Source organism: Sorangium sp. So ce204, assembly GCF_051526795.1.
Taxonomy (GTDB): domain Bacteria; phylum Myxococcota_A; class Polyangia; order Polyangiales; family Polyangiaceae; genus Sorangium; species Sorangium cellulosum_B.
This window is the reverse complement of record NZ_CP150317.1, coordinates 13331699-13347582: the sequence shown is the minus strand read 5'-3', so window position 1 is coordinate 13347582 and position 15884 is coordinate 13331699. Positions and strand designations below refer to the sequence as shown.

Annotated in this window: 15 protein-coding genes; 8 read left to right on the top strand and 7 right to left on the bottom strand. The window is 70.7% G+C overall.

Annotation, left to right across the window (positions count from 1 at the left end; genetic code table 11):
* Positions 1-12 precede the first annotated feature (12 nt).
* The 6 genes from WMF22_RS50655 to WMF22_RS50630 all read right to left on the bottom strand — a co-directional run bounded on the left by WMF22_RS50655 (position 13) and on the right by WMF22_RS50630 (position 6768).
* Complete coding sequence (locus WMF22_RS50655) at positions 13-597, bottom strand: Uma2 family endonuclease (RefSeq protein ID WP_437297027.1); 585 nt, start codon at positions 595-597, stop codon at positions 13-15.
* Positions 598-674: 77 nt separating this feature from the next.
* The gene (locus WMF22_RS50650; RefSeq protein ID WP_438034411.1) at positions 675-2540 is read right to left on the bottom strand and encodes a DUF2330 domain-containing protein; all 1866 of its coding nucleotides are present in this window, start codon (positions 2538-2540) and stop codon (positions 675-677) included.
* 137 nt (positions 2541-2677) lie between these two features.
* Complete coding sequence (locus WMF22_RS50645; protein ID WP_437297025.1) at positions 2678-3769, bottom strand: ABC transporter ATP-binding protein; 1092 nt, start codon at positions 3767-3769, stop codon at positions 2678-2680.
* A gap of 100 nt (positions 3770-3869) precedes the next feature.
* Entirely contained in the window at positions 3870-4748 is an 879-nt protein-coding gene (locus WMF22_RS50640) for an ABC transporter permease (protein WP_437297024.1), read from the bottom strand.
* A gap of 13 nt (positions 4749-4761) precedes the next feature.
* The gene (locus WMF22_RS50635) at positions 4762-5856 is read right to left on the bottom strand and encodes a polyamine ABC transporter substrate-binding protein (protein WP_437297023.1); all 1095 of its coding nucleotides are present in this window, start codon (positions 5854-5856) and stop codon (positions 4762-4764) included.
* Positions 5857-5922: 66 nt separating this feature from the next.
* Positions 5923-6768 (bottom strand): ABC transporter permease, encoded by an 846-nt coding sequence (locus tag WMF22_RS50630; RefSeq protein ID WP_012241911.1) that lies wholly within the window; start codon positions 6766-6768, stop codon positions 5923-5925.
* A gap of 345 nt (positions 6769-7113) precedes the next feature.
* Between WMF22_RS50630 and WMF22_RS50625 the strand changes: the two genes are divergently transcribed.
* From WMF22_RS50625 to WMF22_RS50590, 8 genes are all read left to right on the top strand, one after another.
* The gene (locus tag WMF22_RS50625) at positions 7114-7563 is read left to right on the top strand and encodes a DUF2203 domain-containing protein (RefSeq protein ID WP_437297022.1); all 450 of its coding nucleotides are present in this window, start codon (positions 7114-7116) and stop codon (positions 7561-7563) included.
* A gap of 11 nt (positions 7564-7574) precedes the next feature.
* Entirely contained in the window at positions 7575-8150 is a 576-nt protein-coding gene (gene folE, locus WMF22_RS50620) for a GTP cyclohydrolase I (protein ID WP_012241909.1), read from the top strand.
* Positions 8147-8833: an SDR family NAD(P)-dependent oxidoreductase gene (locus WMF22_RS50615; protein WP_012241908.1), complete on the top strand. Its 687-nt coding sequence runs from the start codon at positions 8147-8149 to the stop codon at positions 8831-8833. Before folE ends, WMF22_RS50615 begins: the two co-directional genes overlap by 4 nt.
* A gap of 127 nt (positions 8834-8960) precedes the next feature.
* The gene (locus WMF22_RS50610; protein WP_438034410.1) at positions 8961-9626 is read left to right on the top strand and encodes an LON peptidase substrate-binding domain-containing protein; all 666 of its coding nucleotides are present in this window, start codon (positions 8961-8963) and stop codon (positions 9624-9626) included.
* A 113-nt stretch (positions 9627-9739) separates the two neighbouring features.
* On the top strand, positions 9740-10738 hold the full coding sequence (locus WMF22_RS50605; RefSeq protein WP_437297020.1) for a hypothetical protein: 999 nt from the start codon (positions 9740-9742) through the stop codon (positions 10736-10738).
* 153 nt (positions 10739-10891) lie between these two features.
* On the top strand, positions 10892-11902 hold the full coding sequence (locus WMF22_RS50600; RefSeq protein WP_438034409.1) for a zinc-dependent alcohol dehydrogenase family protein: 1011 nt from the start codon (positions 10892-10894) through the stop codon (positions 11900-11902).
* 102 nt (positions 11903-12004) lie between these two features.
* Positions 12005-13561: a xylulokinase gene (gene xylB / locus WMF22_RS50595; RefSeq protein WP_438034408.1), complete on the top strand. Its 1557-nt coding sequence runs from the start codon at positions 12005-12007 to the stop codon at positions 13559-13561.
* Between the two features lie 309 nt (positions 13562-13870).
* Positions 13871-14935 carry a hypothetical protein gene (locus WMF22_RS50590; RefSeq protein WP_438034407.1) on the top strand — a complete coding sequence of 355 codons (1065 nt, stop codon included), beginning with the start codon at positions 13871-13873 and terminating at the stop codon, positions 14933-14935.
* A 134-nt stretch (positions 14936-15069) separates the two neighbouring features.
* Here the strand turns inward: WMF22_RS50590 and WMF22_RS50585 are convergent, their stop codons facing one another.
* Complete coding sequence (locus WMF22_RS50585; RefSeq protein ID WP_438034406.1) at positions 15070-15879, bottom strand: metallophosphoesterase family protein; 810 nt, start codon at positions 15877-15879, stop codon at positions 15070-15072.
* Between the last annotated feature and the right edge of the window lie 5 nt (positions 15880-15884).

Below are 15884 nucleotides of genomic sequence, written 5' to 3'. Positions count from 1 at the left end.
AACGACGGCCGCTCAGACCGCCGCGGAGGCCTCGAGCGCGCCCCGGTACACCTCGTCCACGTCGAGCAGGGCGTCGATCGACGCGAGCCGCGCGCGCTCGCCGGGCCCGGCCTCGTGGAGCGTCCACGTGCCGTCCTCGTTGCGCCGGAAGACCTCGATCCTCCGGTGCGCCTGGGAGACCAGGACGTACTCCCTCAGCGAGGGGATCCGGCGGTAGTGCGCGAACTTCTCTCCCCGATCGTACGCCTCCGAGGAGTCCGACAGCACCTCGACCAGCACCAGCGGGTTGACCACCGCGTCCTTGTCCTCGGGATCGCGCGCGATCGGGCCGCAGACGACGCTCACGTCGGGGTAGGTAGCGAGGCCCGTGGCGCGCACGCGCACGCGGAGGTCGGACGAGAACACCTCGCAGGGGCGCCGGCCGAGCTGCGCGCCGAGCGCCACGGTCACCCGCGCCGCGAGCCGCGCGTGCTCCGGCGTGCCGCCGGCCATGTCGAAGACCTCGCCGCCAAGGAACTCGTGCTTCGTCGGGCTCGCCCGCTCCTGCTCGAGGTACTCGGCGTAGGTGAAGGAGAGCCGGCGGGCGGGCGCGTTCACGTCATGACCTCGTCCGGGAGTATGCCACGGGAACCGCCCCCCCGGTGCGCCCCCCTCCCGGAGCGCCGCCGCGCGGCCTACCGCCCGCCGCGCCCGCCGCCCTTCCGCGGCCGGCTCGCGCGGCGGAGGGGCGCGATCAGCGCGAACATCCCGAGCGCCATCACCGACAGCTTCGGCCCGCGCTTCTTCCGGGCGCTCGACTTCCGCTCGCCCGCGATCGAGCAGTCCTCCGACTCGGCGGAGTCGTCGGTGTCCCCGCTGCAGCCGTCGTCCTCCGCATAGTACTCGTCCTCGGACTCGCTCGTGTCCCCGCTGCAGCCGTCGTCCTCCTCCGCGTAGTACTCGTCCTCGGACTCGCTCGTGTCCCCGCTGCAGCCGTCGTCCTCCGCGTAGTACTCGTCCTCGGGCGCCGGCTCGCTGGTGTCCCCGCTGCAGCCGTCGTCCTCCGCGTAGTACTCGTCATCCTCGACGTCCTGCGTGTCGACATCGTCCACGACCACCGTATCGGCGGTGCCGGAGCAGCCGCAGCCCACGTCGGGGGCCGGCTCGTCGTAGTAGTCGTCATCGTCCGGCAGCGGTTTCCCGGCGCCGGACGAGCCGCTGGCCGGACCAAATCCGCCGCTGCCCGGCCCGCCGCCCAGGCCGTCGGGCCCGCCCACGCCCGACGAGCCGCCCGCGCCGCCCGCGCCGGAGCACTCGTCCACGAGGACGCGCCCGGCCCTCACGACGGGCGAGATCGCGGCGCCCTCCCCGAAGGTCAGCGGCCAGTCCGCGCCGGGCTGCCCGGCCGCGAGCCGGAGCGAGACGCGGGTCAGCCACACGGACGACGGCGCGAGCCCGGAGAGCCCCACCGCGAGATCGTCGGCGGCCGGACCGCAGCGCAGGAGGTCGGGGTCGGTCTCGTCCCTCCGGGGCGACTCCGCGCAGTCGAGCGCGCCGTCGACCACGCCGTGCGCGGCGCGCGGGCAGCTCGCGGCGACCTTGAGGCTCGACTCCAGCGCGGCCGCGGCGACCGCGGCGCACGTGCCCGGCCCATCGCCGATGTCGCCGTACGCGCTCGCGCGCGCGAAATAGGCCTCGATCACGCTGTCCACGCTGTCGCTGCCGAGGGAGATGCGGCGGCTCAGCGCCTCGTGGCCCGCGCCCTCGACGAGCGCCCCGTGGAGCCCCGCCTGGCCGAGGGCCCCGGCGCGGAGCTCCGCATAATCGCTGCGCTGCGCGCTCGCGTCCCAGCTGAGCGAGGCCAGCGGGAGCGTCACGGGCGCCGCGCCCGAGAGCGCGCCCCGGCCGTCGCCGAGCAGCCACGCCGTCACCTGCACGTCGCCCGCGCCCGCCCCGGCCAGCGACAGCGGCAGGATCGGCTCGCCGCCGCCCATGGCGATGCGCAGCGTCCTCGTGACCGCCGCGCCGCCGGGAGCGTCGAAGCGGGCCGCCGCGAACCGCATCCCTTGCAGACCCCCGAGCTGCGCGGCCGCCTCGGAGGACAGCGCGAGCCCGGCCGACGCCGCCCAGCGCGCGACAGCGTCGGCGTCCTCGAGCACCGTCACCTCGACCGGCTCGAGCGTGGCCTCGTGGGCGAGCCGCCCGACCGTCTCGAAGGGGCTCGGCGCGCCCGCCTCCCCCGGGCAGTACGGGTCGACGCCCTGGGGCGGGAGCACCCGGGGCGCCGTCGCCGCCTCGAGCGCCTCGAACCACGCGTCCGAGCTCGTGTCGAGCGCGGCGAGCGGCGGCACCGGAACGACGAGGGCCACCGGCCCGCCCGCGCCCTGGAACCGCAGGCTCGTCCAGAGCGTCGTGCGCTCCGGCCCGGCCGCGATGGCGACGCGCTGCTCGACCGACGCCTGTCCGGCGCCGGGCAGCCATGCCCCCGTGGCGAGGGCGTCGCCGGAGAGCGAGAGGAGGACCGAGGAAGAAAGAGCGACCGCAAGCGACCGTCGGGGCATGCGAGGCCGATTGGCAAGCAGCATGCCCTGCAGAGTACGCCTTGTTCGAGGCCAACTTCCACGCGGCCGCGTCCGGCTGAGAACGGCGGTTCACGACGCCCCGGCGCCACACGGGCGCCACGGCCGACCGGCGAGGATCACCCCTCGTGGACGATCACGATGTCGTCGGGGTGGAGGTGGCAGAACACCCGGTCTCCGACGTGCAGCGCCGCCTGGCCGGAGCTCTCGTTGGCGACCACCGCCGTGAGCACGAGGCCCGCGTCGGTCCGGAGGCGCAGCTGGTCGGTGGCGCCCTTGAACAGCTCGTCCTCGACGCGCGCCTCGAAGCGGTTCTCCGGCGCGCCCTCTGGCTCCCTGCGGAGCGCGATCTTCTCCGGCCGGATGGAGACAAGGGTGCTCCCGGCCCCGCCCGCCAGGTGCTCGGCGTTGGCGTTGACGAGCAGCTCGAGCCCCCCGTCGAGCTGGACCCGCGCCCGCTCGCCGCTCCGCGAGAGGACGGTCGCGCGGAGGATGTTGGCCTGGCCGATGAAGCTCGCGACGAACGTCGTCCTGGGGCGGTGGTAGATCTGCGATGCGTCGCCGAGCTGCTCGATCCGGCCCTTGTTGATCACCGCGATGCGGTCGCTCATGGTGAGCGCCTCTTCCTGGTCGTGGGTCACGAACACGAAGGTGATCCCCAGCTTCTTTTGCAGCGCCTTGAGCTCCACCTGCATGGCGTGCCGGAGCTTCGCGTCGAGCGCCGAGAGGGGCTCGTCGAGCAGCAGGACCTTCGGGCGGCACACGATGGCCCGCGCGAGCGCGACCCGCTGCCGCTGCCCGCCGGACAGCTGCGACGGCTTGCGCTGCTCCATGCCCCCGAGCGACACCATCGCGACAGCGGCCCGGACCCGCTCGTCGATCTCCGCCCGGGGCACCTTCTTCATCCGCAGCCCGAAGCCGATGTTCTCCTGCACGGTCATGTGAGGGAACAGCGCGTAGCTCTGGAACACCTGGTTCACGTCCCGGCGGTACGGCGGCTCGTGCGTGACGTCCTTCCCCTCGAGCAAGACGGCGCCGCTCGACGGCGTCTCGAAGCCCGAGATCATCCGGAGCAGCGTCGTCTTGCCGCACCCCGAGGGGCCGAGGAGGGTGATGAACTCGCCCGCCCTGATCTGGAGGTCGACCTCGCTCACGGCGTGGAAGGCGCCGAATCGCTTGGTGACCGCGCGGAGCTCGACCATCACATCCATCGATTCACCTCGGAGGGCCGGCGAAGCGCGCGGGGGAGGCGGAAGAGGCGGCAGAGGCGGAGGCGAGCGGCGCTGGGCCACCCCGCGCGACGGCGCCGCATCAGGCCTCCGGCTCCTTGCGCAGGCCGAGCAGGAAGAAGAGCGAGAACAGGAGCAGGAGCGCCATGCCGAGCGCGGCGCCGAAGGGCCAGTCGCGCGCCTGACCGAACTGGTTCTGGATGACGTTGCCGATCATCGGCACGCGCGATCCCCCCATGAGATCCGTGATCGCGAACATCCCGAGCGCCGGGATGAACACGAGCAGGACGCCCGCGAGGATGCCCGGGCGGGTGAGCGGGACGATGACGTGCGAGAACGCGGACACGGGCCCCGCGCCGAGATCGAACGCCGCCTCGATCAGGGCGTTGTCGAGCTTCTCGACGCTCCCGTAGATGGGCAGGATCATGAACGGCAGATACGAGTACACGAGGCCGATGACCACCGCCGTCGGCGTGTACATGATGTCGAGGGGGGTCGAGATGATCCGCAGGTAGAGGAGGAGCCCGTTGAGCAGCCCCTCCGACTTGAGGATCGACATCCACGCATAGGTCCGGATGAGGAAGCTCGTCCAGAACGGCACCATCACCAGCATGAGCAGCCGGTTCCGGACGCCCTCCCTCGCCCGCCCGATGAAGTACGCCACCGGATAGCCCGCGACGAGGCAGATCGCCGTGGTGATGGCGGCGTACTTGATCGAGCTCAGCAGGATCTTGAGGTAGGTCGGGTCGAAGACCCGGGCGTAGCTCGACAGCGAGAGCTCGAAGACCACCTGCCCGAGCTCGTCCCGCTCGCAGAAGCTGTAGACGAGCATGATCGCGGTGGGCGCCACGACGAAGGCGAAGAGCCAGAGCAGGAGCGGGGCGAGCAGCAGCCACCCGCGGACGCCCGGCCTCCGCCGGGCGCCCTGGAGCTCGACGACCTGCCCGGTGGCCGTGTTCATGACGCCCCGCCGCTCACTGCGACGCCTTGAGGTCGGTCACCAGCTTGTCCACGTCCGCGGCCACCTTGCCGATGTCGTGGAACGTCTCCATCCCCGCGAGCGGCGGGTAGCTCGCCGGGTTCGCGAGCTGCTCCGGCGTGAGCAGCTTGCGCGCCTCCGCGTTCGGGTTCGTGTAGGGGAACTTGTCCGAGATGATCTTGCTGACCTCCGGACGGAGGATGTAGTTCATGAACATCTCCGCGCCGATCTTGTTCTGTGCGCTGTCGGGGATCACCAGGCTGTCGATCGCCTTGTGCGTCCCCTCCTGGGGCAGGACGAACTGGAACTTGTCCTTGTCCTCCTGGTAGAGCAGGGCCGCCTCCCCGCTCCAGACGACGCCGATGTCGACGTCGCCGTTGAGCAGCGCCGTCTTCGGGCTGTCGGAGTCGAACACCTTCACGAGCTTGATCCACTCCGCCAGGGTCGGCTTGACCTTCGCGAGGCTCTCGGGCGTGACGTCGTTGGGGTTCATCCCCATCGTCACCATGACCCAGGAGACCATCTCCCGGTTGTCGTTCAGGGCCACGATGCGCCCCTTGTACTTCGGCTGGAACACGTCCTTGAAGCCCTTCACGGGCTCCTTCACCTTCTGGGTGTTGACGACGATGCCCACGACCGTGCCCATCCACGGGACCGAGTACTTGAGCTCCGGGTCGTGCGGCTGGTTCCTGAACGCGGGCGCGATGTTCTTCAGGTTCGGGATGCGCGATTGGTCGAGCAGCTGCAGCTTCTTCTGCCGGATGAGCGCCTCGACCGCGTACTCCGACGGCTGGATGAGGTCGTACCGGGTGCTCCCCGCGAGGAGCTTCGACAGCATCTCCTCGTTCGAGGCGAAGGTCTCGTAGTTGACCTTGATCCCCGTCTCCTTCGTGAAGCCGTCCAGGACCTCCTGCGGGACGTACTCGGACCACCCGAAGAGGTTGAGCTCGTCGCCGGGCTTCGGCTCGGGCGCCGCGGCGCTCCCCGAGCCGGCCGCCTGCTGCGGCGCCGGGCTCTCCTTCTTCCCGCAGCCGAGGAGGCAGAGGAGCGGGACGAACATCAGTATCAAGAGCGCTGAGATGCGTTTCATTGGCCTTTTCCTTGTCTCGCCTGCGCCGGCGCAGGCCCCCGCGTTCGCGCCGCGCGCCGCTCCCCTTCAGCCCTCGTCGGGGAGCCGCCGCGCGGTGCCCTTCAGCGACTCGGCGACCACGACGAGCATCGCGGTCGCTGCGATGAACACCGTCGAGATCGTGTTCAGCATCGGGTTCAGACCGACCTTCGCCATGCCGAACACCTTGATCGGCAAGGTCTCGGACTTGGGCCCGCGGGTGAAGTAGGTGACGATGAGCTCGTCCATCGACAGCGTGAACGACATCAGCGCACCGGAGATGATCGCGGGCAGAAGGTAAGGCACCATGATCAGGAAGAACGCCTTGAGCGGCGTCGCCCCGAGGTCCAGGGCGGCCTCCTCGAGCGACGGATCGAGCCCCGCGAGCCGCGCCTGGACGGCGATCAGCACGAACGGGAAACAGAAGGTGACGTGCGAGATGATGACCGTCGTGAAGCCGAGATCGAGCTCCACCGTCTTGAAGAAGATGAGCAGGCTGATCCCCATGATGATCTCCGGGATGATCATGGGAATGAAGATCAGCGTCGTGATCGACCGGAGCGCGGGGAACCTGTACCGGTAGAGCAGGAAGGCGCCCGCCGTGCCGAGGGCGACCGAGAACGCCGTCGTGATCGCGGCGATGATCACGCTGTTGCTCAGCGACTCGATGAGCGGCGACCGCCGCTCGTCGCCCAGGTGGGCGACGAGCTCATCGAAGAGCTGCCGATACCATTTGAAGGTGAACCCCTCCCACACCACGCTCATCCGCGAGTCGTTGAACGAGTAGGCGACGAGGAGCAGGATCGGCAGATACAGGTAGAGGAGGACGAGCCCGCTCCAGCCGCCAAGGAGCCAATTCGACAGCTTGATGCCCGACATCGTCCGGAGTCGCATGCGGCGGCCTCGCAACCCGACAGGATCGCCGCGCGAGCTTATCGCTTGCAGAACGCCGCGCGCAACCCATTGCCGAGTGGAGAGGAAGGGCGCGACGCAGGTGATCGCGGCCACGCTGGCTGTCGTTCGCGAGGGCGCGCCTGCACCGGCCGCACGCCCGCACGCCCGGCCGAGCGCGCGCCCGCACGCCCGACCGAGCGCGCGCTGCACGCGCGCTGCGTGCGGCGGGCGCGCGCTGCATGCGGCGGGTGCGGCTCCTTCCGTAGAAGCCCTTGACACCGCACTCTCCTCCGCTTACCGGCCCTGCATGACCGGGTCGTCGCGCCGCCCTTCAGGTGAGGTCCCGTGAGCACCTCCCGCATCTGGACGATCGAAGAAGCGAACGCGCTCGTCCCGCGGCTCTCGTCGATGATCGGCCGGCAGCTCGCCCTGGCGAGCGACATCGAGCGCTGCTGGCAGGAGCTCGTGCAGGCCGTGCAGAGCCCGGCCGCGACGCCGGATCAGCTCATCGAGATGGCGCGCAACGGCAGCGAGCAGGCGCGTGCCCGCGAGCGCGAGCTCTCGCAGAAGATCGCCGCGTACGAGTCCGGGTGGCAGGAGATCGAGGCGCTCGGGGTCGTCGTGAAGGACCAGCGGATCGGCCTCTGCGACTTCTACGGGCGCCTCGACGGCGCCCTCGTCTGGCTCTGCTGGCGCTACGGCGAGCCGGCCGTGGAGCACTACCACGGGCTCGAGGCCGGCTACGCCGGGCGCAAGCCGATCACCGCCGAGAGGCGCCGGCAGCTGCTCAACTGACGAGGCCCCCAGTGATCGATCGGAAGAGAGCGGCGTGGGCTATCGAGGAGTTCCTCCGCGCCCTCGGGCGCGACGTCGAGGGGGACCTCGCGGGCACGGGCGAGCGGGTCGCCGACGCGTGGGCCGACGACCTGATAGAAGGCGAGGCCATCGACGCGGCCGCGGTGCTCCGCGAGGGCGCCATGGAGACAGGCCCCTTCGAGCGCGGCCTCGTCGTCGCCCGCGATCTCGCCGTGACCACGATGTGCCCGCACCACCTGCTGCCGGGGCACGGCACAGGCATCATCGTCTACCTGCCGGGCGCGCGGGTCGCCGGCATCGGGACGCTCGCGCACGTCCTCGACGCGCTCGCGCGGCGGCTGACGCTGCAGGAGCGCATCGGCGGGCAGCTCGTCGAGCTCCTGGTCCGCGAGCTCGGCGCGCGCGGCGCGCTGTGCAAGCTCACGCTGACCCACACGTGCCTCATCGCCCGCGGCGAGCGCAAGGCGGGCGCCCTCATCGAGACCGTCGCCGCCGCCGGCGAGCTCGCCGAGCCAGGCCCCGAGCGCGATCTCGCCCTCGCCGCGCTCTCCGGGGGGAGGGCGTGACCGACGTCGCTGTCGTCACCGGGCCGAGCCGCGGCATCGGCCGGGCGACGGCGCTCGCGCTCGCGCGCCGCGGCCTCTCCATCGCGCTGCTCGGCCCGCCGAGCCCGCGCCTCGACGAGGTCACCGACGAGGTCCGCCGCCTCGACGTCGCCGCGCTCCCGGTCCCCTGCGACGTCGCCTCCGAGGAGCAGGTGGCGCGCGCCTCCGCCGAGGTGGTGGCGTGGCTCGGCGCGCCCCGCGTCGTCGTGAACAACGCCGGCATCGTGAGCCGCGGCGCGAAGGTCCACGAGACCGCGCCCGCCGCCTGGGACGAGGTGATCGCGGTCAACCTCCGCGGCCCCTTCCTCATCTCGCGCGCGTTCCTCCCGGCCATGCTGAAGCAGGGGCGCGGCCGCCTCGTCCACGTCGGCAGCATCTCCTCGACCCTCGCGTGCCCCGGCAACGCCTCGTACGCCGCGTCCAAGTGGGGCCTCATCGGCCTCTCGAAGAGCCTGGCCGAGGAGCTGCGCGGGACGGGGCTCCAGTCCGTCGCCGTGCTCCCCGGCTCGGTCGACACCGACATGCTCGTCGGGAGCGGGTTCCCCCCGCAGATGAGCGCCGACGAGGTGGCGCGGCTCCTCGTGTACGCCGCGCTCGACGCCCCCGACGCCGTCACCGGCTCGGCCATCGAGATGTTCGGCTGACTGCGCGCCGCGCTCGCTCCCGCGGGACGCGCGCCAGAACGCGGGCCGGCGACAGCGGACCGCCGAGCCCGATGTGCATGTGCGTGGCGCCGCCACACCCCACCCCCCGCGTGCTACCCTGCGGCCCGTGGACACGACGCCTCCGCGCCCGGGCGACCTCAGTGCGGCATTGCCCGAGCTGCCGCTGTTCCCGCTGCCGCAGACGGTGCTCTTCCCCGGCGCCCTGCTGCCGCTCCACATCTTCGAGCCGCGCTACCGGGCGCTCGTGCGCGACGCCCTCGGGACGCACCGCATCCTCTCCGTCGTCCTCATCACGGACCCCCGCGCGATCGACGCGCACGGCCACCCGGCCATCGCGCAGGTGGCCGGCGCCGGCGAGATCATCGATCACGCCGAGCTGCCCGGGGGCCGCTACAACATCCTGCTGCGGGGCCGCGCCCGGGTCCGCCTGGCGGAGCGCCCGTTCGTGCCGCCGTACCGCACGGCCGCGGCGACGGTCCTCGAGGACGAGCCCGGGGAGGTCCCGGCCCAGGATCACGCCGCGCTCATCTCCACCGCGGCCTCGTTCGCGGCGCTCGTCCGGGATCGGGACAGCAATTTCGAGTTCCGGCTGCCGCGCGACGCGGCCACGTCGCTCGTCGCGGATCTCTGCGCCCACCACCTCATCCTCGACGCGCGGGAGCGGCAGGCGGCGCTGGAGACCCGCGACGTCGTCGCGCGGGTGCGCCGCGTGACCGAGGCGCTCGCGCTCCAGCAGCTCGCGCTCGCCTCGGCGGCGCGCGACGTCAACTGAGACCCGAAGCGCCGGCCTGCCCGCATGGGCCCGCGCGGCGCACCTGAACACGGGTCCAGAAGGGGCTCCGGGGCGGATGCGGTCGTCCCAAGATCGAGTAGGCTGCGCCGCCTATGGCGACCTCTCGTTCAACGGAACCCTCGGCCCCGATCATCGTCAAGCACCCGGGGTGTCCCCAATGGGGACTCGGATACCTCGTCGAGGAGCGCGACGAAAAGCGCTTCTACGATTTCGAGGATGGCCTCAATCACTCCATCGCCAAGGCTTTCTGGTCGAAGCTCGAGCCGGTGCAGCTCGGCGACGACGAGGCGAGCGCGCTCGAGGCCAGGATCCGCGGTCTCCGTGACCGGCCGTCGGCCGCCGCCAAGAAGCAGCGCGCCCGCGTCGTCGCGCCGCCGGTCACGAGCTTCGACGAGCAGGTCGCGAGCTTCGAGTCGCAGTTCGAGGGTGGGTTCGGGGGTCCGCAGTTCATCGCCGAGGAACGAGGCGCCGCCGGGGGCGAGGGGGCCGAGGGCCCGGCGAGCGGGGGGAAGAAGAAGAGCAAGGCCTTCAAGCAGGGCGCCATCGAGACCGCGCGCGCGCTCCTCGCCAAGGGCGAGCTCGAGGCGCTGCTCGCGGCGGGCAACCTGAACGATTTCATGGAGCGGATCACCAAGGTCCACAAGGCCGCGACCGGCCTCCTGCACCCCCTCGGCGATCTCATCCCCTTCAACAAGATGCCGGCCGAGCACCACCGCGCCTACGCCGAGGCGGTCGTGGATCTCCTCTATGGCGCGGGCGACTACGCCGCGCGCTTCGACCGGCTGGCCGGCGTGCTCGCCGCGGCCAAGGTCGTCACGTGGCCGCTCGTCACGATCCTCGGCGCGCTCGTCTACCCGGGCGAGCACGTCTTCGTGAAGCCCTCCTTCTACGAGAAGCAGGCCGCCGTGCTCGGCTTCGATCTCGCCTACGATCGCGCGCCGAGCGCCGAGGGGTATGCCCGGATGCAATCGCTGGCGCGCGAGCTCGAGCGGCGCCTGCGCGAGCGCGGCCTCGCCCCGCGCGATCTGATGGACGTCTACGCGTTCCTCTGGCGCACGATCTCCCCGTCCAAGCCGGCCACGAAATCCTGACATCCCGCGTCAGGCCGCCCTGCGCGACGTCGTGCGGCGCTGCGCGGGGCGGTCCCCGGCGCTCTGCGACGCGGCGCGGGCGCGGCCGGCGGCCCTCGACCCTCGACGCGCGGCGCTGGCCCGCTTATGCGACCTTCCCAAGGAGGGTCTCGCATGAAGGCTGCCGTGCTCGAAGCCGTGAAGAAGATCGCCGTTCGCCATGACGTCGCCCCGCCGCAGATCGGCCCGCGCGACGTCCTCGTCCGCGCGAAGGCGTGCGGCATCTGCGGCACCGACGTGCACATCTGGGAGGGCGATTTCTTCCCGACCTTCCCGCTGATCCCCGGGCACGAGCTCGCCGGCGAGGTGGCGGCCGTGGGCGACGAGGTCGAGGGCCTCCGGCCCGGCGATCGGGTGATGGTCGACCCGACGGTGACCTGCGAAGAGTGCCACTTCTGCATGATCAACCGGCAGAACCACTGCCTGAAGTGGAACGCGGTCGGCGTGACGCGCGACGGCGGCTTCGCCGAGCTCGTCCGGGTCCCCGCGAAGAACTGTTATCGCTTCGAGCGCGTCTCGTTCAGCGAGGCCGCCTTCTGCGAGCCGCTCGCGTGCGTCGTCTTCGGGCAGGATCGCGCGCGCATCGAGATCGGCTCGGAGGTCCTCGTCCTCGGCGCCGGCCCGATCGGCCAGCTCCACCTCCAGGCGAGCCTCGCGAACGGCGCCGCCGCGGTCACCGTCGTCGACGTCGTCGAGTCGAAGCTCGACCTCGCCCGCCAGCACGGCGCGACCGAGGTGGTGCTCGCCGACAACGCGCTCCAGGCGAAGCTCAAGAAGATCGCGCCCTACGGCTTCGACGTCGTGATCGACGCGACGGGCATCGCCCGGGTGCTCGGCGACTCGGTCCAGTACGTCAAGAACGGCGGCCGGTACCTCGTGTTCGGCGTGTGTGGGCCGCAGGACAAGGTCGAGGTCTCGCCGTTCGAGATCTACCGGCGCGATCTCGAGATCATCGGCAGCTTCGCGATCCGGCGGACGTACGACCGGGCGTTCAAGCTGATGGAGCGCGGCGCGGTCGACGTGAAGAAGCTCCTCTCCGAGGCGATGCCGGTCGAGGAGCTCCCGCGCGGCCTCGAGATGATGAAGAAGGGCACCGCGCCCATGAAGCTCCAGGTCGTGTTCTAGCCGCGCGGCCTGCGCGCTCACAAAGCTTACGTTTTTCTCGATTAGTTAAGAGTCGTTACGAAGATCACCGAAGTAGACGAAACTGCAAAAAGGACGCTTTCCATGGCCATCGTGATCGGAATCGACGTCGGGACCAGCGGCCTCAAGGCCATCGCAGTCGAAACGGAGCGCGGCGCGGCGGTCGCGTCGGCGCACCGCGAATACCCGCTCTCCACGCCGCACGCCGGGTGGGCCGAGCAGGATCCCGAGGACTTCGCCGCGGCGGCGCTGAGCGCCCTCGGCGAGCTCGCCCGCTCCCTCGGCCCGCGCCGCGACGACGTGCGCGCGATCGGGCTGACGGGGCAGATGCACTCGGCGGTCTTGCTGGACGAGGCGCAGGCGGTCATCCGGCCTGCGATCCTGTGGTGCGACACGCGCACCACGGCCGAGTGTGAGGCCATCCGCGCGAACCCGAAGGTCGGCGACGCGGGGCTCGCGCGGCTGGTCGGCAACCGCGCGCTCGAGGGGTTCACGCTGCCGAAGCTGCTCTGGCTGCGGGCGAACGAGCCCGAGGCGTTCGCCCGCGTCCGCGCGGTGCTCATGCCGAAGGATTTCGTCGGCTTGCGGCTGACGGGCGAGCTCGGGACGGACGACAGCGACGCGAGCGGCACGCTGGCGTTCTCGCCCGGGGATCGCTCGTTCAGCGCCGAGCTCCTCTCGGCGGTCGGCGTCCCGCGCGCGGTGTTCCCGCGGTCGGCGCCCTCGAACGCGCCGCTCGGCCAGCTGACGGCCGAGGTCGCGGCGGCGACGGGGCTGCCGGCGGGCATCCCCGTCGTGCGGGGCGCCGCGGACAACGCGGCGGGCGCGGTGGGGCTCGGCATCGTGCGCCCCGGCCGGGCGATGGCCTCGGTCGGCACGAGCGGCGTGATCCTGGCGCACACCGACTCGTGGATCGTGGAGCCCGAGATGCGGCTCCACAGCTTCTGCCACGCGGTCCCGGGCCGCTTCTACTTGATGGGGGTGATGCTCGCCGCCGGCGGCGCGCTCCGCTGGTACCGCGACGTCCTCGGCGACGGGGAGCGCCTCGCGGCCGAGCTCCGCAAGGTCGATCCGTACGAGATCATCTCGGACACGGCGTCGACGGCGCGCCCGGGCGCGGGCGGCGTCGTCTTCCTGCCGTACCTGATGGGCGAGCGCACGCCGCACAACGACGCGGCGGCGCGCGGCGCGTTCGTGGGGCTGAGCGCCCGCACGACGAAGGCCGATCTCTCGCGCGCGGTGCTGGAGGGCATCACGTTCGGGCTCGCGGACTCGCTGGATCTGATGCGCGGCGTGGGCCAGACGAGCGGCGCGGCGGCGGTCTCGATCGACGAGATCCGCCTGACCGGCGGCGGGGCGCGGAGCCCGTTCTGGCGCCAGCTGATGGCCGACGTCTTCGAGGCGCCGGTGGCGATCACGACGTCGACCGAGGGTCCGGCCTACGGCGCGGCGCTGCTCGGCGCGGCGGGCGCGGGGCTGTTCTCGTCGGTCGAGGAGGCGGCGGACGCGTTCGTCCATGTCGTGTCGCGGGTCGCGCCGGACGCGGCGCGCTCGGCGCGGTACCGGGAGATCCACGCGGTGTACCGGGGGCTCTACAACGACCTGCGCGGGCGGTTCCGGGAGCTCGGGCGGCTGGCGTGATGGGGTGAGGGGAGCCGGGCGGCTACGGTGGGCGTGAGGGCTTGCCGGGTCGCCCGGCGCCCGGAGAGGGGGTTCTCCGCGCGGGGTGGGGGCCCCGCCGAACTCGCCTGAGTCATCCCTCCTCCGGCTCCGCCGGAGGAGGGATGACTCAGGCTCAAACATCGGCCCATCCCCCACCCCGCGCGGAGAACCCCCTCTCCGGGCGCCTACCGCTCACTTGACTGATCCAACAGACAGATCAGACAGACATCGGCCCGTCCCCCACCCCGCGTGCTCGAACATCGGTTCGTCGGCGCTGGTCATGGACGCATGCCTGCCTGGCAGATCCTTCCGTTCGAACATGGCTCAGGAGTCACCGAGCTTAACGTCAAGACGCTCGCCAAGGTGGCCCCTGCAGCAGATCTTCCGCGAACTGCCATCGTTGTCGGTCTGAGCAACGGTCGGCTCGTGATCCAGGGCATCGCGAGACGCGTCGAGCATACGCACCTCCCTGCGGAAGGAGAAAAAGCATCCTTCGTACTGCGTTCGTGCAGACCGGGCCACGTGGCGCTATGGCATCATGGGGTAGAGCAGTTTCGATATGAGAGCGGCAGATCTGTCGACCTGTCCAGCAAACCCAGTCTATTCAAAATCCTGTCGGAGCAGGAGAGCATCATCGCGTCGGCGCTTCGACGCCTTTGTGCCGGCATCGTGAATGGGTCACCTCGTCCATATCTATTCCACCGAGAACACCAATACGCAATCGTCCATCGTGTCGTCGCCGGTCTCGTCGATAGAATGTCCGCAGGTAACCATGGCGGCCTGATCACCTTTCTCCCCGAATCCCCAGAGATGGATCGACAGGCAGCACTCGGGAAATATCGGCTACCACCGGCGCATCGTCGGGCGCTGGCCGCAAAGACCACAGAGCTCGCGCTGCGCCGTGCGCACCTCCAGGACCTCTGCGGGCGGCTTGACGGGGCCACAGCTCCGATAACGGACGACGATCGATTCGAGCGCATGGTCGCAGAGGATGACGAGCGGAGAACCGAGGACGCTCTCGACGCGCTCATCGACAACATCGGCCAGCTATCTACCGTTGACAACGCTCTCCTCCTAGGCCCGGATCTCGAGATCCTCTGCGCCGGGTATCCGATCAAGGTGAGTAAAGCGGCCCCCGCCGTTTACGAAGCAGTGACGCTAGAAGGTAAACGAGGCAGACGCTTCCCGCTGCCAAGACAAGGTTCACGACACCGTGCCGCGGCCACCTTCGCCAAGCTCTTTCCTGGCGGGATAGCCTTCCTTTGTTCCCAGGATGGCGATCTGCGATGCCTGCATCGTCCCCCAGGCGAGGAACACGTACTCCTATGGAATCTATCGCCGTCCGAATGGTAGCTGACATGTCCATATGAAAGCTCACCCTCGCCCCTCTGATGGAGAGCAAAACAGCACGAGTCTTCGAGAGATCGCCGACATCACTCCACGAGCTCGGGCTGCTCGCTCCAGCGGAGGAGTCGTGCGCGCCGCCCCTACGCCGCCCGCACCCAGCCCCGCGCCGTCTCCTCGAAATGCTCCGCCCTCGCGATCTCGAAGACGCTGCTGTCCGGCAGCCAGAGGTTCCGCTCGATATCGATCCTCCGCCCATCGACGCGGATCACGTTGAACGCGTTCCGCTCCCCGCGCCCCCGCGTCGAGGTGGCCGTGCCGGCCTGGATGATGAGCGAGGAGTGGCCGCCGACCTCGAAGCGCTCCGCGGAGTGCCCCGTGTGGCTCATGTGCAGGTGCCCCGACAGGATGACGTCGACGCCGCAGCCCGCGATCGCCGCCATCGCCTGCCTCGCGCGCCCGACGATCGCATGCGGCGAGTTCTCCGGCAGATCGAACGGGTGGTGCGTCACCACGATCTTCGTGATCTCGGGCCCTAGATCGCACATCCTCGCCTTGATCCCCTCGACCTGCCGCGCGTTGATGCGCCCGTCCTTGATGGTCAGCGAGCGCGCTGTGTTGATGCCCAGGACGGCGATCTCCGCGTCGAGGTGGAACGGCGAGAGGTCGTCCGTGATGTGGCTCCGGTACCTGTCGAGCGGGCGGAAGAACCGGTCGAACAGGTTGTAGAGCGGGACATCGTGGTTGCCAGGCACCACGATCCGCGGCGAGGGCAGCGCGTCGAGGAAGGCGCGCGCCTCGGCGAACTCGGCGTCGCGCGCCCGCTGGGTCAGATCGCCGGAGATCACGACCACGTGCGGCTCGAGCCCCCCTATCCTGTCGATCAGCGGGCGGAGGATGGCCCTGTCGACGCGGCCGAAGTGCAGATCCGACAGGTGCACGAGCGTGCGCACGGCGC